The organism is Mesonia oceanica (assembly GCF_902499555.1).
Classification (GTDB): Bacteria; Bacteroidota; Bacteroidia; order Flavobacteriales; family Flavobacteriaceae; genus Mesonia; species Mesonia oceanica.
Window position 1 is genome coordinate 45503 of the sequence record NZ_CABVMM010000009.1, and the last position, 19567, is coordinate 65069.

Here is a 19567-nt window from a genome sequence, read left to right on the forward strand (position 1 = left end):
GAGTTATAGGGTGGGGATTCCGGTTTTAAAGGGTGTTGACATTATTTAAATGTTCAAAAGCTAACTTTAATCTGTTTTTAAATGTAGCTTCACCTTCTCTTAACCATTTTCTTGGGTCGTAATATTTTTTGTTAGGAACATCTTCTCCTTCTGGGTTACCAATTTGCGTAGCAAGGTAATCTTCGTTCTTTTTCATGTAGTCACGAACCCCTTCTGCAAAAGCATACTGTAGATCGGTATCGATATTCATTTTAATTACTCCGTATCCAATAGCTTCTCTAATTTCTTCAACAGTTGAACCACTTCCTCCATGGAAAACAAAATCGATATGGTTTTTTTCAACACCGTACTTTTCTGTAATATATTCCTGAGAATTTTTAAGGATTTTTGGAGTTAATTTTACGTTTCCTGGTTTGTAAACTCCATGAACGTTACCAAAAGCAGCTGCGATAGTAAATTGATCACTTACTTTGCTTAATTCTTCATAAGCATAGGCTACTTCTTCTGGCTGAGTATAAAGTTTAGAAGAATCTACATCGGTATTATCTACACCATCTTCTTCACCACCGGTGATTCCTAATTCAATTTCAAGCGTCATTCCCATTTTGCTCATGCGCTCTAAATATTTTTTACAGATTTCGATGTTTTCTTCAAGCGATTCTTCACTTAAATCAATCATATGAGAACTGTATAAAGGTTTACCGTGCTCTTCATAAAACTTTTCACCAGCATCTAATAAACCATCTATCCAAGGTAATAATTTTTTAGCGCAGTGGTCGGTATGTAGAATTACCGTTGCTCCGTAAGCTTCTGCTAAACCATGAACGTGTTTAGCTCCTGCTACACCACCTAAAATAGCTGCTTGCTGGTTTTCGTTAGAAAGACCTTTCCCGGCATTAAAAGAGGCTCCGCCATTTGAAAATTGAAGGATTACAGGTGAGTTTAAATCGGCAGCAGTTTCCATTACCGCATTGATAGTGTTAGAACCTACTACGTTTACCGCTGGAAGCGCGTAACCATTCTCTTTGGCATGTTTGAAAATTTCTTGAACTTCTTTTCCGGTAGCAACACCAGGTTTGATATTATGACTCATGGATTAGTTTTTTTAATTAAACGATTTACAAAATTAATAAAATAAAATGGGTTAGAAAGGATAATTAATTCCAACATTGTAAACGGCATTGGCAAAATTATACTGCTTAAACCATTCTTGCTTGTTATAAGCAGGGTTGTATGTTTTAAAACCTACATCAAAACGAATCACAAAAAAGCTAAGGTCGTAACGTAAACCCAATCCTGAGCTTACGGCCAGTTCTTTGAAATCTTTGAAGGAAGAAAATTTAGATCGTTCATCTTCTACATTGTCCAGTACATTCCAAATATTACCAGCATCTATAAAAATAGCACTATTTAAAGAACCAAATAGATTGAAACGATATTCTGCATTGAGGGTAACTTTCATATTGGCTTCGTTAAATTCGTTTAAGCTACCAGAACTTCCGGGGCCTAAATCGTAAGCTTGCCAACCACGGTTATCGTTAGCGCCACCAGCAAAAAAACTTCTTGCAAAAGGGATGCTGTTGGAGTTTCCATAAGGAATGGCAATTCCTCCTAAAGCGCGAATAGCTAAAATATTCTTTTGACCAAAATCCCAATGTTTGATAAAGTCGGTTTCAAGCTTTCCATACTGTGAAAATTCGACCCCAAATACCTCATAATTGTCATTGTTGTTTTTGTCTAAATTTAATAAGGGGGCAACTAATGAAAGCGTATTTCCTGCCGCTTCTATTTTGAACCGAAACTGTGTAAACTCTTCATCATAAATATTTTCCCTTGTGTTTTTAATATAGTTGAAGTTGGAAGCGAGAATTAAATTGTCTTGAGTTAATCTATCGCGACGTTCAATAATGTTTCTCGTAATTTGGTTTTCCTGACGGGTTAAATTATAAGTATTATTGTTAAAATCATTAATAAAACCTCTTGTTCCTTCAGGGACGATTAAATCGGGTGCATTGTCGTCTGAAATATTATTATCTTCTTCAAAATAAGAAGCATCTACTTGGTCTGAATTAGTTTGTGCAATATCATTTAATCGGTTGTAGGAATTTCGGTATACGTTAAAGTAATTTCCCGTGTTTAAATTCCTTACATATTGAAGATCTAGCAAATCTAATTTATGAGTTAATTCATTGTTGGGATACCAGCGGTAATTTAATTTCCCGGTGACGTTCTGTTTGTCCAATCCAATGTTTTCTTGTGAACTTACCCCAACGCTAAAAGTGGTAAAAGGCGACATAGATTTCGGGATAATCCTATCGGTATTAATGGGGAAGGCGATTTTTGGAAAAGAAAGACTAACGTCTGCGCCAATTTCAGAAATATTAAAGAATCGGTCCTCGCTATCGGAAGCATCTTTAGAAGAGCCTATACTTCCACGACCTCCAATTTCAAAAGTTTCGGCACCCCCAAATACATTCCTAATCAACAGCGAACCTCCAAAACCAATCCCGAAATCTTGAATATTACTTCGAGAAACATCAGAATTAAAATCGACCCCAAATTTTGGTTTTGGGGTTAAAAAAATATTAGTGATTAATTTAGTTCCTGTAGAATCTCTTGGATCCGGCATATATTGAATATCGGGATATTTAAAAATTCCCAATTCATTCATTCTTCTATAAGTAAGCGACCTTGCCCGGTCACTATATACTTCTCCTTTTTTTATAAAAACAGCATCTGCTATTGCTTTTGGTTTGTATTCTAAATCTTCAAAGCTGTAAAGCGTATACCCTTCATAGCTGGCAGAGTCGGTAATCGGTTTATCTTGATTAGAATATGTGTAATCTGTAAAAATATTCACATCACTAATAAAATGCTTTCGATAGGGAACCGTGTAAGCAGTGTCTTCTTTTTGAATGTTGCGATCGGCAATTACCAAATCTATATTGGCTTTATGATTGGTATTGATTGTATCAGCTTCAAAGGTGATATATTCTTGCTCAAAATGATAAAATCCATTATTTCTGAATAACGCAACTATCCGTTGTCTTTCAGCATCAAAATTTTCAGTTTCAAATTGCTGCCCGTTTTTAATTAAGGCTTCCTTTTTATACATTTGATAGACTGAATCTGCTTGTGGGGAAGCGATCCTTTCTGAAATGGAATCGAGTATATAAGCTTGATGAGGTTTTATAAAATAATCTACTTTCGCCCGCTTATTTTTTTCTTTTTCAATTTTAAAATCGGTTTCTGCATTAAACCAACCGTGGTTCCAGTACCAAGCCTTTAAACGGTTTGATGAGCGTTCTGTTTTTTGTTTACTTACAATAACGGGAGCTTCTCCTGTTTCTTCTAAAAACTCATTAAATTCAACATAAGATTGTCCTAATTTTTCTACTTGCTTTTTAGATAAAAACTTAATTAGGCGTTCTTCACGTTTAGGCTTTTTATGAAGCCAATTGTAAAAAGTAGTGTCGGGATTAGGATTTGCTATATTGTAAATATGGAGTTTTAACGGAATTCCTAATAAAGGTAATTTTACATTAGGTTCTTGGTAGAGTTGATTGTAAATAGTTCTATTTTTAATGCGCTCTCCATTTTCTAAAATGTTGTTTTTAACCAATAAGTGCTGGCCTTCTTTAACCTTTTTTGTTGCATTACAGGAAATAATGAGCAATACCAACAGAATTAATGATATTTTTGCGGGGAAGGATTTCAAACAAAAAAAATTAAGTTTCAAAAATACGTCATTTTATGCTTAGCAAAAGCCAAATAAAGTTAATAAACAGTCTATCTCAAAAAAAATATCGACAAAAAAACGGATTGTTTATTGCTGAAGGTATAAAAGTGATCAAAGAGCTCTTAAATTCTAACTTCGAATTGGAGCGTTTATTTTCTCAAGCTGATATATTTTTTACAGAAAAAGATAAAATGCAGTTGTTGGAAGACAATGAACTTAATAAAATTACCAAGCTAAGTACTTCTCAAACAGCTTTGGCATTGTTTAAAATTCCACAGAAGAAAATTGAAATAAATGAAAATTTTATAGTTGCCTTGGATGGTGTTCGGGATCCCGGGAATTTGGGTACGATTATCAGGCTCTGTGATTGGTTTGGGGTGAAGCAATTGCTTTGCTCTCAAGATACAGTAGATTGTTACAACCCAAAAGTGATACAGGCTACGATGGGTAGTATAGCTAGGGTAGAAGTGATTTATACTAATTTGAAGGAAGAACTTCCTAGCTTGAAGCTTCCTTTGTTTGGGACTTTTATGAGCGGCGAAAACGTATATGAATCTTCGCTTCCTTCTGAAGGGATTTTAGTGTTAGGAAACGAAGCCAACGGAATTACTGATGATATCGAACAAATGATCACCAATAAGCTAAGTATACCTCAATTTGGCAATGTGAAAAATACTGAAAGTTTGAATGTTGCTACGGCTACGGCTATCTTTTTAAGTGAATTTAAACGCCGGTGATTTTTACTGAAAAGTGAAATTGATAAAAACTCCACGAGAAGACATCTGGTCTATATTTCCCGTATAGGGACTGTTAGGGTCTATGTCTCTTTTTAATTCATCATTAATAGCGAAAACTCCACGAATAGAAGGAGTGAATTTAAAGAAGAACATATATAAATCTACTCCAAAACCAATTTCGTAATAGTATGTTTTACTGTTCATCCTGAATTCTCCGGCACTGTTGTCATCCGGATTTTTTTCATTACTGGAAAGGTTGATAGAAGTAGAAACTCCACCCACTACAAAAGGTTTGAAATTATTCAACCTCTTAGTAGAAAATTTCATTAGAAGCGGAATGTGTACATAAGTAGATTTAACTTCCCTTAAATTGTCCTCTGGTATTTCGGGAAAGGTAATTTCACGGTTCACGAATAAAACACCGGGTTCTAGACGTAAATCCATGTAATCGTTAATGCGAAGGTTCCCAATAAGGCCAACGTTAAAGCCTACATTTTTTTTCACTATTAAGTCTTCGGTAGGATGTTCTTTGTAATTAAACTTAAAATCGTAATTATTAAAGCCTAAAAAATAACCCCAAGACCATCTTTTCTGATCGAAATTCTCGAGGTTCTTAATCTTTTCTTTCGTGAAAAGTTGGGCCTTCGTACTTTGAAAACTTAGTGTGAGTATGGTTAAAACAACAATTAATCTCTTCATACAATTACTTTGAAGCCGTATATATGGTTGCAACACCAAAAGTTTGGGGCTTATCTTTTACATTTATAAACCCGATATTCTTTAAAATATTGTTGAACTTTTCTCCATAAGGGAAAACTGCCGCACTATCACTTAAATATTTGTAGGCGACTTTATCCTTAGAGAAAATTTTTCCAATGGTAGGTAAAATATATTTACAATGTATGTTATATCCCTGTTTAAAAGGAAACTTGGTAGGTACTGAAGTCTCCAAAACCACAAAAATACCTCCTGGTTTGAGTACACGATAAATTTCTTTTAAACCATTTTCAAGGGTTTCAAAATTTCTTACTCCAAAGGCAACGGTAATAGCGTCAAAGCTATCTTCTTCAAAAGGAAGCGCTTCAGAATCTCCTTGTATGAGTTCCAATTTATTAGCTAAAGAAGAATTGGCTATTTTCTTTCGCCCTACTTTTAGCATCCCTTCTGAAAGGTCTAAGCCTACTACTTTCGGTATTCCTTCCTGAGCCATGCTAATGGCTAAGTCACCGGTTCCTGTGGCTATGTCCAGTGCATTTTTAGGTTGGGTTTCGGTGACCAACTGGATCACTTTTTTTCTCCAAGAAGTATCTATCCCAAAAGAAATTACGCGGTTAAGGCCATCGTAATTTTCTGAAATGGTATCAAACATTTGTTCTACCTGCTTTTTCTTGGTAAGCTTAGAATCTTTGTAAGGGGTTACCTTTTTAGACATAGCAAAAAATTTTGGCAAAGATAATATTTATGAACCACAAATAGCTTCAAGCTTTAAAAAATTGCCAGATAAGGCGTTAAAGGATATCTGTAAAATAAACTATCTTTGTTACTTTGTGAAAAATTTCATCTTTATATGAAAATTATTATTGCGGGAGCAGGAGAAGTAGGTTTTCATTTAGCAAAATTGCTATCTTTTGAATCTCAAGATATTACCTTAATAGATAACGATAAGTATAACCTAGAATATGCAGATACTCATTTAGATATCAGAACTATTAAAGGTGATGCCACTTCTATAAAAGTTTTAAATGACTCACAAGTAAAGGGTGTAGATTTGGTAATTAGCGTAACCTCTAGTGAAACTACCAATATTACGGTTTGTGTATTGTCTAAACAATTGGGCGCCAAACGTACAGTAGCCCGAATATCTAATACAGAATTTTTAGAAAATAAAGATGAAATAGGTTTTAAACGCTTTGGGATAGATGAACTGATTTCTCCGGAAGCCTTGGCCGCAAAAGAGATTGAATTACTTTTAGACCAATCTGCATTTAACGATACTTTTCAGTTTGAAGATGGAGCATTAACGATGGTGGGATTTAAACTGTCCACAAATGCTTCCTTTGTTAGAAAAAGTGTAAAAGAAGCAGCCGAAATTTTTCCTGCACTTCATTTTGTGCCCATTGCCATTCAACGTTTTAGTACACAATATACTTTAATTCCACGTGGAGATACGCAGTTTCGGGAAGGTGATCAGGTATATTTTATCACTACTCCTGATGGAGTGGAAGAGCTTTTTAAACTCACCGGAAAAGTAAAACAGGAGATTAAAAACGTCATGATTCTTGGGGGAAGTAAAATAGGTAGAAGAACCGCCAAGGATTTGAGTGATAAAAAATTCAATGTCAAACTTATTGAACACGATAAAGAAAAAGCATTTGAACTTGCCGATGAGCTTCCTAAGGTTTTAGTGATTAATGGAGATGGCCGTAATGTAGAATTATTGGAAGAAGAGAATATTCATGATATGGATGCTTTTATTGCGCTTACCGGAAATTCTGAGACCAATATTATGTCTTGCTTAGTAGCTAAATCCAAAACTGTAAGAAAAACCATAGCGCTGGTAGAGAACATGGATTATTTTCAATTGAGCCATTCTATAGGTATCAATACTTTAATTAATAAAAAACTACTAGCGGCTAATAATATTTTTAGGTACGTAAGAAAAGGAGAGGTGGTAGCGATGACTAAACTCAACAATATGAATGCTGAATTGTTGGAGTTTATCGTTAATTCTTCTTCTAAAGTCTGTAACAAAAGAATTGTAGATGTAGATTTGCCACGCTCTTCTATTATTGGTGGAGTAGTGAGGGATGGGAAAGGACTAATCGCTTTAGGGGATTTTAAAATTGCAGAAGGAGACCGGGTAGTAGTTTGTTGCTTGCCAAGGTCGATTAAAAAGGTAGAAAAACTCTTCTTGTAATGCCAAAACTCAACTATAAAATTATCCTTCACATTATGGGATTGCTATTGGTTTGCAACGGCGGTTTCATGATTTTTGCCTGTTTCGTAAGTTGGTATTATGAAGATGGGGTAACCGTTCAGATATTAGGAGCTTCAGTTACTACCATGTTGTTGGGGATGGGACTTATGTTTTTTACCCGAAACCATCGTAAAGAAATGAAACAACGGGAAGGTTACATTATTGTAACTTTTGGTTGGGTTTTTATGACACTTAGTGGTATGCTGCCTTACCTTTTTTCAGAAGCCATACCTACAGTGACCAATGCCTTTTTTGAAACTATGTCTGGTTATACTACGACCGGAGCAACTATTTTAAACGATATAGAAGTAATCCCTAAGGGGATTTTATTTTGGCGTAGTTTAACCCATTGGATTGGCGGAATGGGAATTATCGTTCTCGCCGTGGCAATTTTACCTTTATTGGGTATTGGAGGAATGCAGCTTTTTTCAGCAGAAGCACCCGGACCGAGTGCCGATAAATTAAAACCCAGAATTACCGATACTGCTAAACGACTTTGGTTTATTTATGTGGGCTATACCATTGCAGAGACTATTTTGTTGAAAGTTGCGGGAATGAGTCTTTTTGATGCGGCTAATCACGCTTTAAGTACACTTTCCACAGGTGGTTTTTCTACCAAAAATGCCAGCGTTGCCTATTGGAATAACCAACCTATTATTCAGTATATTATTATCCTGTTTATGTTCTTGGCAGGGACTAATTTTGTGTTAAGTTATTTTTGCTTTAAGGGAAGGATTCAGCGAGTACTGAGGGATGAAGAATTTAAATGGTATTGTATTTTTATTTCTGCGTTTACACTCGTAGCATCCTTACTCATTTATTTTGAAGCTGATGTAGGAGTATCTTCTATAGCACATCCAATGGTTTGGGGAGAAGGAGAAAGTGCTTTTCGGCATGCCTTATTTTCTGTATTAAGTGTAATTACTACCACAGGATTTGTATCTGCAGATTTTAGTTTGTGGACGCCTTTTCTGACCATCTTTTTCTTCGGAATGTTTTTCTTGGGGGGTTCCGCAGGATCTACCTCCGGTGGCGTGAAAGTAGTACGACATATTATCATGATCCGTAACGGGATTACAGAATTTAAAAGAACTCTCCATCCCAATGCTGTTTTACCGGTCCGTTATAATGACAGGAGTATAAAAGGGGAGATTGTTTTTAATATTTTAGGATTCTTTATCCTTTATATGTTAGCTTTTATTATTGGAGCTATAGGATTAGCTGCTTTGGGATTAGATTTTCCTACCTCTATTGGTGGAGCGGCTTCTTCTTTAGGGAATATTGGTCCGGCCTTTGGTTCTTTAAGTCCGGTGAATAATTTTGATGCTTTGCCTTCTCCCGGCAAATGGTGGTGTGCTTTTTTAATGCTTATTGGTAGATTAGAACTCTTCACTGTGTTGATTATTCTAACTCCGTTTTTTTGGAGAAATAGGTGATAAAAAAAGGAGAGTTAAAAAACTCTCCTAGAAATTTTTATAGGGAAAAATGTAATTACTCTACATAAACTTTGCTAGCCAATTCTTTGGCGCGTTGTGCAATTTCTTCCGGATTTTTGGTTTTTTCATCATAAGTTAAAACAACACCCATTCTTCGGTTGGGTCTTGAGATAGGCTTACCAAAAACTCTAAAATCAGATTTTTCTTCCGCAGCAATTTTTTCCAATCCTTTTACTTCAGGATGATCTAAGTGTTCTTTTGCTAAAATCACTGCACTCGCTCCGGCTCTTTCTAAAGTAACTTCAGAAATAGGTAAGCTCAATATTGCTCGTAAATGCAATTCAAATTCATTAAAATTTTGTGTATTAGCCAAAGTGGCCATTCCGGTATCGTGTGGTCGTGGACTTAATTCTGAAAAGTAAACGCCGTTTTCTTCAGACACAAAAAATTCGACTCCCCAAATTCCGGCTCCACCTAATGCTTGGGTTACTTCTGCAGCCATTTTCTGAGCCGTCTCTAGATGCGCATCTTTCATCGTAGCCGGTTGCCAACTTTCTCGGTAATCTCCATCTTCTTGACGGTGACCTATTGCTGGACAAAACAAGGTGTTTCCATTGTTTTGTGTTACCGTTAACAAAGTAATTTCGTAATCGAACTTGATAAACTCCTCAACAATTACTTCTACTAAATCGCCACGTGAACCTTCCAAAGCATAATTCCAAGCTTTTTCGATTTGATCTTGCGTTTTAATTAAACTTTGTCCTTTTCCGCTGGAAGACATAAGAGGTTTAATAACGCAGGGTAAACCAATCTCTTTAATTGATTGTTGTAAAGTTTCTAAGGAAGTTGCATAGCGATAACCTGCTGTTTTAAGGTTGAGGTCTTTAGCAGCTAAATCCCGAATGGCTTTTCGGTTCATGGTGTAATTTGCTGCTTTTGCAGAAGGGACTACCTTGATGCCTTGCTTTTCGTAATCGTAAAAACGCTCCGTTCTAATCGATTCGACTTCAGGAACAATAAAATCTGGTTGGTGTTTTGCAACAATTTTATCTAAAGCATCGCCATCGAGCATATTGATAACTTCAAAACCATCAGCCACTTGCATGGCCGGCGCATTTTTATAACTATCTACAGCAATTACAGTTTGGGCAATTCGCTGTGCTGCAATGGTAAATTCTTTTCCTAATTCTCCACTTCCCAGTAATAAAAATTTTGCCATAATTTAAGATAAAGCTTCTTTGATTTGTGCAATCGCTTGAGAGATTTCCTGTTCGCTGGCTGCGTAAGAAATCCTTATACAATCAGGGTTTCCAAAAGCTTCTCCAGTTACGGTTGCTACTTGAGCCTCTTCTAAAAGGTACATGGAAAGGTCGGTGGCATTTTCAATTTTCTTTCCTTTAAAAGTCTTTCCGAATAATTCAGAAACATTGGGAAATACGTAAAAAGCTCCTTCCGGTTCATTGCATTTAAAACCTTCAACTTCATTTAATAAGTTTAAGATTAAAGATCTACGCTCTTTAAACTTATCAATCATATAGCGAATTTTACTTACCGGAGCTTTTAAAGCGGTAATGGTTGCCCGTTGTGCAATACAGTTGGCACCACTAGTGATTTGTCCTTGAATTTTATTACAAGCCCTAGCAATATATTCTGGAGCTCCAATGTAACCAATTCTCCAACCGGTCATCGCAAATGCTTTAGAAACGCCATTTACGGTAACGGTACGGTCATACATGTCTTCAAATTGTGCCATAGAAGCGTGACCACCTACAAAGTTGATGTGTTCATAAATCTCATCACTTACTACGATAATTTGTGGGTGTTTTTGGAGTACATCTGCTAATGCTCTTAATTCTTCAGTACTGTAAAGAGAACCACTGGGGTTGCAAGGAGAACTGAACCAAAGCATTTTTGTTTTTGGTGTAATCGCCGCTTCCAATTGCGCAGGTGTCATTTTAAAATCATTCTCTATAGAAGTTTTTACCTCTACCGGAGTACCTTCAGCAATTTTTACAATATCACGGTAACTAACCCAATATGGGCAAGGTAAAATCACTTCGTCTCCCGGATTGAGCATGACCATAGCGACATTAGCTAAAGATTGTTTAGCTCCAGTAGAAACCACAACTTGTGAAAGATTATAGGTTAAGTTATTATCGCGTTTAAACTTTTCGATAATAGCTTCTTTTAATTCTACATAACCATCTACCGGGGTATAAGAATTGTAATTATCATTAATAGCTTGTATGGCGGCTTCTTTTATAAAATCTGGTGTGTTAAAATCGGGTTCCCCTAAACTTAAACCGATAATTTTTTTGCCTTGCGCTCTTAGTTCTCGAGCTTTTGCGGCCATAGCTAAAGTAGCAGACGTCTCAAGCTTATTGATTCTTTCAGATAGTTCTTGGTGTTGCATGGGTAATTGAGTGAAATTTTAAGTTTAAACAGTAATTGTCGCCGGTTTCATCCCCATTTCTTTTAAATGTTTGAAATGGGCAATAATAGCAGCTCGGGTAGTTTGGTATTCGTGATAAGGAAGGTTACATTCCTTCGCAGTTTGTTTTACGATTTTTGAAATTTTTGAATAATGAATATGACTAATATTCGGGAAAATATGATGTTCTACCTGATGGTTTAATCCACCGGTGAACCAATTCACGATTTTATTTTTTGTTGAAAAATTTACGGTAGTAAACAATTGATGAATCGCCCAAGTGTTTTTCATAGAGCCCTTTTCGTCCGGTAGTGGCATTTGTGTGTTTTCAACTACATGAGCCAACTGAAAGACAATACTTAAAATCAATCCTGCTGTATAATGCATGATGAAGAAACCGAGTAAGATTTTCCACCAAGCAATATTCATAATTATCATCGGCAAAATAATCCAAATGGCAATGTAAAGTGCTTTAGTAATTGCTAATGTGCTCCATTGTCTAATAGGGCTTGGCATCTCACCGTAAGCTAGTTTACGTTTTAAATAGCGTCGGGTTTGCTTAAAATCGGTGGTAAGCACCCAATTGAAAGTAAGTAATCCATATAAAAATACGGAATAGTAATGTTGGAACTTATGAAATCTCCTCCACTTAGAATGTTTACTAAAGCGGATGATTCGTCCAGCTTCTAAATCTTCATCATGGCCGTGAATATTCGTATAAGTATGATGAAGCACATTGTGTTGAACTTGCCAGTTATAAACATTTCCGGCAAGAATATACATGCTTCCCCCCATGATTTTATTCACCCATTTCTTAGAAGAATAAGAGCCGTGATTGGCATCGTGCATCACATTCATCCCAACGCCGGCCATTCCTATTCCCATCACTATCGTTAACAGAAGCATCCACCATTGAGAAATATCTAAGGTAAGGATGATGAAATACGGAGTTAAAAACAGGGAAAACATCACGATGGTTTTTAGGTGAAGTTTCCAGTTTCCAGTTCTTTTAATTTTATTTTCTTTAAAATAAGAATTTACCCGTTTGTTTAGTGTTCTGAAGAATTTTGCAGAATCAACACGGGAAAATTTTATATTTGGTTGTGTCATTAGTTCAAAAGTTAAATATTTCCAAAGGTAAAAATTAATCGGTTGAAAAACTTATTAGAAGTCATAAACCTTTTTGTAAACTAAAATATCTTATTTTTAGTGCCCAAGCAAAGCTATAATTTATTGTATGTTAGCAGCAGTATCCTTATTTGTTATTATTACCCTTTCCGCTTTAGTTACTAAAGTGGCCGCAATTGCTTTAATGCATACCGGACTTTCTACTGAAGTAGCAAAATTTCAAGCACGTTCTGCTTATACCGGTTCTGGTTTTACTTCGAGTGAAAGTGAAAAGTTACTGAACCATCCGGTGAGAAGAAGAATTATTTATATGTTAATGTTGGTGGGTAATGCGGGAATTATTACCACACTTTCCTCGTTAATTTTAACTTTTGTATTGCCTGATAACCGGAATTCTCTTTTATATAGTGTTCTAATTTTATTGGTAGGACTTAGTGTGCTTTGGTTTGCCATTCAAAGCAAAATGGTAGACCGATGGCTTTCAAAAATGATAGACCGTTCGCTTAAAAAATATACGAATATCGATGTAAAAGACTATGCGGCCATTTTGCACCTCTCCGGGGAATATCAAATTTCAGAATTGAGGGTGAGAAAAAGTAGCTGGCTGGCTGGTAAGAGTTTATTGGAATTAGATTTGAAGAGTGAAGGAATCAACGTTTTAGGAATTAAAAAGAAAAAAGGTGATTACGTCGGAGCTCCAAATGGAGAGCATAAAATTGATGTAGGTGATGTGATTACGATGTATGGGAAGGCGGAAGTATTTAAAAATCTAGATGCTCGGGATGATGATTTTTTAGGAAATTGGAGCCATAAAAAAATTGTAGCACAAGAGAAGTCTGAAAAAGAAAGTGATGTTTAAATAAATTAATATTCAAGGATAACCTGTAATTTTGCAATGAAATTATGGACAAGAACTTTTCTTTGGAAATAATTTAGCTAAAATTGAAATAAGAAAAAACCTATGCAAGAAGTACTTCAATACTTTCCAGATATAACTGAACATCAAAAAGAACAGTTTTCTCAACTTAAAGATTTATATAAAGATTGGAACCTTAAAATCAATGTGGTTTCCCGAAGAGATATCGATGAGATTTACCTTAGGCACGTACTTCATTCTTTGGGAATTGCGAAAGTTCAGGCCTTTCATCCCGGTTCTAAAGTTTTAGATGTAGGCACTGGTGGCGGTTTTCCTGGAATTCCGTTGGCCATTTTATTTCCGGAAACTCAATTTCATTTGGTAGATAGTATCGGAAAGAAAATAAAAGTGGTTAATGAAGTAAAAGAAGGCTTGCAATTAGAAAATGTAACAACATTTAACTGCCGAGTGGAAGAAGAGATTACCGGTCAGTACGATTTTATTGTGAGTAGAGCAGTTGCACAGATGGAAACTTTTGTTCGTTGGGTAAAAGGAAAAATAGCAAAAAAGAGTCAGCACGAACTTAAAAATGGAATCCTTTATTTAAAAGGAGGTGATTTAACCGAAGAATTGGCCAATTATAAAACTGCTAAGATTTATAATCTATCTGATTATTTTGAAGAGGAATTTTTTGATACTAAAAAAGTGGTTCATTTACCAATGAAATATAAAGGTTGATTTTAAGTGTTGAATTCCATTCTCCTAATTAATCATATTTTATCTTCATCTTGAATTTGATTTAGGGTCTCATCTTGATTATATGTGGATTTTTTATCAAGTACGGAATGGTATTGGTTATAAATAGAGTCATTAACTAAATATTTTTCTAAAAAAAACCTCGCAATTTCTGCGAGGTTTTTTATTCAACTAATTCCCTTTTTAAGATTATTCACCCATAAATGGATACCTGTAATCTTTAGCAGGGACAAAGGTTTCTTTGATAAGACGTTGAGAAACCCAACGCATCAAGTTTAGTTTAGAACCTGCTTTATCATTGGTTCCACTAGCTCTTGCTCCTCCAAAAGGTTGTCTTCCTACCACAGCTCCTGTACATTTATCGTTAATGTAGAAGTTACCTGCGGAATTTTGGAGCATATCTGTCGCTTGTGCAGCAGCATATCTGTCTTTAGAAAAAACAGCTCCGGTTAATGCGTAAGCACTCGTGTTATCTACAGTTTCTAAGGTTTCTTCCCACTTTTCATCTTCATAAACATAGATAGTTACTACCGGTCCAAATAGTTCGGTTTCCATGGTAGTGTAATGAGGGTCTGTAGTTACGATTACTGTTGGTTCTACAAAGTAACCCACAGATTTATCATAATTCCCTCCAATAATTATCTCGGCTTTTTTGTCTTTTTTAGCTTGGTCAATGTATTTTGCCAATTTGTCAAAAGAACGCTCGTGAATTACCGCGTTTATGAAATTACTCATATCTTCCGGAGAACCCATTTTAAAAGAAGAAATATCTTCGATCAATTCCTCTTTAATTTGTGGCCATAAACTTTTTGGTAAGTAGATTCTGGAAGCGGCGCTACATTTTTGTCCTTGGTATTCGAAGGCTCCTCTAGAAATAGCTGTTGAAACTTCTTTGGTGTTTGCTGAAGGATGAGCAATAATAAAATCTTTCCCTCCGGTTTCACCCACAATTCTTGGGTAACTCTTATAGTTATGGATGTTGTTTCCAATTTTAGCCCAAATATCTTTGAAAACTTCGGTGCTTCCGGTATAGTGAATTCCGGCAAAATCTGGACTTTCTAATACTACATCGGTAATCATGGCCGGATCGCCCATAACCATATTGATAACACCATCAGGAACTCCTGCTTCTTTAAATACGTCCATTAAGATTTGAGCAGAAAACATCTGGCTGTCACTTGGTTTCCAAATAGCAACATTACCCATTAAAGCCGGTGCAGTTGGTAAGTTACCTGCAATGGCAGTGAAATTAAAAGGTGTAATTGCGTAAACAAAACCTTCAAGGGGTCTATGTTCAACACGGTTCCAAGCAGTTTCGTCAGATTCTGGTTGATCGTTATAAATTTCAGACATGTATTCTACATTGAAACGTAAAAAGTCTGCAATTTCACATGCTGAATCTATTTCGGCCTGAAAAATATTTTTTGACTGACCTATCATCGTTGCGGCGTTAAGCTTATAACGGTAAGGTCCTGAAATTAAATCGGCTGCTTTTAAGAAAACCGCTGCACGCTGTTCCCATTCTAATTTAGCCCATTTTTTTCTAGCTTCCAAAGCTTCACTAATCGCTTTTTCAATATGTTTTTTTTCTGCTAAATGGTACACCCCTAAATTGTGTTTATGATCGTGAGGAGGGTGCATGGTAGCCGTGTTTTTAGTTCTAATTTCTTCGGCACCAATATAAAGCGGAATATCTGCTTTTTGATTGAATAAATCTTTGTAAGTGAGTAATACTTCTTCTCTTTCCGGGGTTCCTGGCGCATAACTCTTTATAGGTTCATTATGAGCTGGCGGAACTTGAAAAAATCCTTTCCCCATAGTTTATTTCGTTTTTTTATATGTTAATATTTAATTTTTTAAATATAGGTAAATTCTATCAACTTGAATCTTATAGAAATGTAAGGTTTTATTAATTTCTGTTAAGTTTTATTAAGTCGAGGCTTCTTGTCCTACATTTGCAATATGTGTACTGTTACATTTATTCCGAAACGCAAAAATTCTACTGAATTTATTTTTACTTCCAATCGGGACGAGGCAAGTAACCGTCCTTCGATACCTCCAAAAGTTTATCGGGAAAACGGAGTGGAATTGCTCTATCCTAAAGATAAGGTAGCAGGTGGAACTTGGATTGCGGCCAGTAGTCAAAAAAAGTTGATTTGTTTGATGAATGGTGCAAGGAAAGCTCATGAAAGAAATGAACCTTACCGTAAAAGTAGGGGAGTCGTTTTAAAGGATTTACTTACCTCCGCAAATTTTAAAAATGCAGTAGATGATTATGAGTTTGAAGGTATTGAACCTTTTACCATTATTTATGTAGAATGGTATGAAGGGCTGAGATTAATTCAATTGATTTGGGATGGTGATGAAGCAGAATTACTTCCCCTAGAAATTAAACCACAAATTTGGTCGGCTTCGATGACTTATACTTCAGAAATGAAAAAAGAACGTCACCAGTGGTTTGAAAGTTTTATTGCTGAAAATAAGGTTTCAGAATTAACTTCAGAAGAGGTATGGCAATTTCATCATAATGCCGGAAAAGACGATCCAACTAATGGATTTATAATTGACCGTGGATTATTGAAAACAACGAGTATTACCCAAATTCATCAAAAAGCTAAGAATTTAAAAATGAAGTATAAAGATTTATTGAATCAGGAGATTCATGAAGCTAAACTTTAGTTCAATGCAAAAGGAGCACTTAACTTAAAAGAAGGAATACTCACTTTAAACTTTCGGGTGCTGGTGAAATTAATCATGTTATAATGTCCGCTCATTGCTCCAAAAGGAGAACTTAAGCTGCAACCACTAGAGTAAGTATGGGATTCACCGGGTTTCAATACCGGTTTTTTGCCAATAACGCCCTCGCCAGAAACGGTAGTGGTCTTGTTTAAAGAGTCCTTGATCTTCCAGAAACGGGAATTTAATTGAACAGAATCATTGCTTTGGTTTTCAATAGTAATTTCATAACTAAAGGCAAAATGCATTTGGTAGTTTTTCAAGAAAGTGCCTTGAAAACTAGTTTTTACTGAAATTTTAATACCTCTTGTTACCTGTTGAATCATATTAATATACTGCAAAGGATGCTAAAACAGCAAGACCTGTTGTTGTGATGGCTAATATAACAAATATAACATTTAAAAACACGAATTTGATAAAGGTTTTTACGATTGATTGCTTATAAAATTTTCTCAGGGCTTGAAACAGATAAATGGTATAACCAATAAGTAATAAGTTAGTTGCGAGGTTTGATCCGGTTGTCCATTTAAAAATGAGCCCAATATTCATTAAGAAAAACAACATGGTTTGCGAGTGAAATGCAAACACCAGATGTTCCATGTAAGAGTAATTGGTGCGTCCGTAGGTGAGCCAAAGAATTAAAGTGAAGATAGGGATGAAAAAGAAAATGACAAAAGGTAGTTTGCCTATTGCGTAAAGCGTAAAATTGTATGGATTCTCGATAACGTTTTCAGCTGCTATTGCCCGTTTGTATAGCCATTTATTGTAAAAAGTTGAGTGGTGTTCTAAGTTCTGTAAAGCTTTTGAGGTAGATTCTTGGTGGTGGCTATGTTGGTAAGCCATATAGATTTCTACCTTGGCTACAGATTTGTCTAAAAACCCTAGAGAATCTAATTTATTTTCTGAAAGAAGTTTTATGTCAGAATAATCCCTTTCTCCATCCTTGTTTTCAATATTCGTAATGGCTATATCATTCTCATCATCAAAATTAAGTTGAGAGGAAAGTCCATAAAGGAGGAAAAATATAATAGAAATACTCAGGTAAAACCGAAATGGATTGGCGTATTTCGTTCGTTTCCCTTGAATGTATTCTGAAGAAATTTTTCCTGGTTTAAAAATAAGGGTGTTTAATGTGCGGTATAATCTAGAATCGTAAGAGAATAGACTTCCGAAGAATTCATTAAAAAAGTCTCGAAAACTTAACTTCTTGTTGGAGTTCAACTGTCCGCAATAGTGGCAATAACGATCTTCCAGATCTAAAGGAGTTCCACAATTTAAGCATTGCTTGCTTCTATATTCCCTACTAAATCTGGAGTTTTCCATAGTTTTAGTTGCTAATATTCCTGCTGCTGGCACTCCCTACGCCAATTATCCTGTCATAGCGTCCGCCTATATCCCTGTAGTAAGCTAAAATGGTGTATTGATTTTCGGTTTCATCAAAATTACCGCTGTTAAAACCTTCGTTGATGGTTCCGTCAGGATTCAGTAATACATACTTGTAGTTGTAGAACCCTTGTTTGAAAAGTCGTTTTCCTTCGTAGCGTTCTGTTTTTGGGTTGTAGGTTAATTTGGTAGAATCGTCTAAGTTGAAATTATTGAAATTCCCGAAAATATGAATTTCACCACCATTTAAATTTTCATAATTGGCTAAGGAAAAATGAACCCAAGTATATTCTGCTTCAATCGTAGGGTCTTCTCCTTGAATGGTATTTACTCTGAAATTTCCGTTAATATCGGGATCGTAAGTGTATGGAGAATAGGAACGATTTTTATCGGTAAATAAATAGGTATTGTAAATATCCTTTAGTTCAATAGTTCTAATATTCATATTGGCTGCTCTTACATCTTTATTGTCAAATTCCAGGTATTCATTTCCGCCCCAAAAAGAAGCTTCTTGATCATAGCGGTAAATAAATTCATTTCCTAATGAATATTGAGGCTTTAAGTTGTAAATAGAATTTTTAAGGTTGTTGTTTTGGATGATCAGGGTTTTTAAATTCTGATCAGGATTTTTAAAAATTATCCTATCGGAACCATCGATGGAAAAATAAACGACTTGTTTTTCGTCGATGTATTTTAAATCCCTGGATCTTCTTATTTCAACCTTTACAATGGCGATGTCTTCGTAGACCATAAATTTTCTGGAAAAAACTAATTCTTTATCGCTGTTGAATACTTTTAGCATATAATTCCCACTCTTTTTTAATCTTCGTGTATTTCGATTAGGAATGCTTAGTGTATAATGGGAATACATTTGAAGTGTGTTGTACGAATTCAAATAAGTAAGAATGCGCATATCATCAAAGCCTTCCATATATTCGTTTTTAGCTAAATTGGAAGGCGTCCAGTCAAAATCGTAATGTTCAATCGTATAGTAGTAATCGGCTTCATCTCCAATTAAATCATCAAAACTAATGGTGATGGGGTCACCGAGTTTTACAATTGGGGTTCCAGGAAATTCTGTACTTCCAAAAAACTGAACTGTTTTAATGTAAGGAGGGGGAGTGGTTTCTAATACTTGTGAAAATAAGGAATTAGAAATAACGATGCTGAAGATGAAAATAATTATATTTTTCATAAAAAAATACTTGATGAATTTGGGTTTAAATATAATTAAAAAGTTTTTTCAAAGGCTTATTATTCTAAAAATGAAAAAGCATTATTTAGAATAATTATAAATTATTAGAATTAACTAAGTTCCAATTGACAAGTTTATCACATAAGGTATTTAATTACTAAATTTGCGACCGCGAATATTAACTGATAACAGA

At 35.4% G+C, this 19567-nt stretch carries 17 protein-coding genes; 6 read left to right on the forward strand and 11 right to left on the reverse strand.

Annotated features, from left to right (window positions below; translation table 11 throughout):
* Positions 1–25: 25 nt before the first annotated feature.
* Positions 26–1093 (reverse strand): class II fructose-bisphosphate aldolase, encoded by a 1068-nt coding sequence (fbaA, locus tag FVB9532_RS11715; RefSeq protein WP_150545367.1) that lies wholly within the window; start codon positions 1091–1093, stop codon positions 26–28.
* 51 nt (positions 1094–1144) lie between these two features.
* Entirely contained in the window at positions 1145–3718 is a 2574-nt protein-coding gene (gene tamL / locus FVB9532_RS11720; RefSeq protein ID WP_150545368.1) for a translocation and assembly module lipoprotein TamL, read from the reverse strand.
* A 35-nt stretch (positions 3719–3753) separates the two neighbouring features.
* Between tamL and FVB9532_RS11725 the strand changes: the two genes are divergently transcribed.
* A complete protein-coding gene (locus tag FVB9532_RS11725; protein ID WP_150545369.1) occupies positions 3754–4476 on the forward strand; it encodes a TrmH family RNA methyltransferase in 723 nt (240 codons plus the stop codon).
* Positions 4477–4479: 3 nt separating this feature from the next.
* On the opposite strand, the gene porT is transcribed toward FVB9532_RS11725, so the two are convergent.
* Both porT and ubiE read right to left on the reverse strand, forming a co-directional pair.
* Positions 4480–5175, reverse strand: a complete 696-nt coding sequence (gene porT / locus FVB9532_RS11730; RefSeq protein ID WP_150545370.1) for a type IX secretion/gliding motility protein PorT/SprT — start codon at positions 5173–5175, stop codon at positions 4480–4482.
* A gap of 4 nt (positions 5176–5179) precedes the next feature.
* Positions 5180–5908 (reverse strand): bifunctional demethylmenaquinone methyltransferase/2-methoxy-6-polyprenyl-1,4-benzoquinol methylase UbiE, encoded by a 729-nt coding sequence (gene ubiE, locus FVB9532_RS11735; protein WP_150545371.1) that lies wholly within the window; start codon positions 5906–5908, stop codon positions 5180–5182.
* Between the two features lie 135 nt (positions 5909–6043).
* Between ubiE and trkA the strand changes: the two genes are divergently transcribed.
* Together trkA and FVB9532_RS11745 are read left to right on the forward strand one after the other, a co-directional pair.
* Positions 6044–7393, forward strand: coding sequence for a Trk system potassium transporter TrkA (gene trkA / locus FVB9532_RS11740; RefSeq protein WP_150545372.1), 1350 nt, complete (start codon positions 6044–6046; stop codon positions 7391–7393).
* Positions 7393–8889 carry a TrkH family potassium uptake protein gene (locus FVB9532_RS11745; RefSeq protein ID WP_150545373.1) on the forward strand — a complete coding sequence of 499 codons (1497 nt, stop codon included), beginning with the start codon at positions 7393–7395 and terminating at the stop codon, positions 8887–8889. Before trkA ends, FVB9532_RS11745 begins: the two co-directional genes overlap by 1 nt.
* Before the next feature lie 55 nt (positions 8890–8944).
* On the opposite strand, the gene purT is transcribed toward FVB9532_RS11745, so the two are convergent.
* From purT to FVB9532_RS11760, 3 genes are read right to left on the reverse strand one after another with little or no spacing between them, the layout of a single operon-like run.
* Positions 8945–10108, reverse strand: a complete 1164-nt coding sequence (gene purT, locus FVB9532_RS11750) for a formate-dependent phosphoribosylglycinamide formyltransferase (RefSeq protein ID WP_150545374.1) — start codon at positions 10106–10108, stop codon at positions 8945–8947.
* 3 nt (positions 10109–10111) lie between these two features.
* Positions 10112–11302 (reverse strand): pyridoxal phosphate-dependent aminotransferase, encoded by a 1191-nt coding sequence (locus FVB9532_RS11755; protein ID WP_150545375.1) that lies wholly within the window; start codon positions 11300–11302, stop codon positions 10112–10114.
* Between the two features lie 24 nt (positions 11303–11326).
* The gene (locus tag FVB9532_RS11760; protein WP_150545376.1) at positions 11327–12430 is read right to left on the reverse strand and encodes a fatty acid desaturase family protein; all 1104 of its coding nucleotides are present in this window, start codon (positions 12428–12430) and stop codon (positions 11327–11329) included.
* Positions 12431–12557: 127 nt separating this feature from the next.
* On the opposite strand from FVB9532_RS11760, the gene FVB9532_RS11765 reads away from it, so the two are divergent.
* A complete protein-coding gene (locus FVB9532_RS11765; protein ID WP_150545377.1) occupies positions 12558–13307 on the forward strand; it encodes a TrkA C-terminal domain-containing protein in 750 nt (249 codons plus the stop codon).
* Between the two features lie 102 nt (positions 13308–13409).
* Positions 13410–14042 (forward strand): 16S rRNA (guanine(527)-N(7))-methyltransferase RsmG, encoded by a 633-nt coding sequence (gene rsmG, locus FVB9532_RS11770; RefSeq protein WP_150545378.1) that lies wholly within the window; start codon positions 13410–13412, stop codon positions 14040–14042.
* A gap of 207 nt (positions 14043–14249) precedes the next feature.
* Here the strand turns inward: rsmG and pruA are convergent, their stop codons facing one another.
* Positions 14250–15878: an L-glutamate gamma-semialdehyde dehydrogenase gene (gene pruA, locus FVB9532_RS11775; RefSeq protein ID WP_150545379.1), complete on the reverse strand. Its 1629-nt coding sequence runs from the start codon at positions 15876–15878 to the stop codon at positions 14250–14252.
* Between the two features lie 144 nt (positions 15879–16022).
* On the opposite strand from pruA, the gene FVB9532_RS11780 reads away from it, so the two are divergent.
* Positions 16023–16739 (forward strand): NRDE family protein, encoded by a 717-nt coding sequence (locus FVB9532_RS11780; protein WP_150545380.1) that lies wholly within the window; start codon positions 16023–16025, stop codon positions 16737–16739.
* On the opposite strand, the gene apaG is transcribed toward FVB9532_RS11780, so the two are convergent.
* Genes apaG through FVB9532_RS11795 form a run of 3 tightly spaced genes read right to left on the reverse strand, consistent with a single transcriptional unit; the run spans position 16736 to position 19374 of the window.
* On the reverse strand, positions 16736–17122 hold the full coding sequence (apaG, locus tag FVB9532_RS11785; RefSeq protein ID WP_150545381.1) for a Co2+/Mg2+ efflux facilitator ApaG/CorD: 387 nt from the start codon (positions 17120–17122) through the stop codon (positions 16736–16738). The genes FVB9532_RS11780 and apaG overlap by 4 nt on opposite strands.
* A 1-nt stretch (position 17123) precedes the next feature.
* Complete coding sequence (locus FVB9532_RS11790; protein WP_150545382.1) at positions 17124–18119, reverse strand: DUF3667 domain-containing protein; 996 nt, start codon at positions 18117–18119, stop codon at positions 17124–17126.
* Between the two features lie 4 nt (positions 18120–18123).
* Complete coding sequence (locus FVB9532_RS11795; RefSeq protein ID WP_150545383.1) at positions 18124–19374, reverse strand: type IX secretion system plug protein; 1251 nt, start codon at positions 19372–19374, stop codon at positions 18124–18126.
* Positions 19375–19567 lie beyond the last annotated feature (193 nt).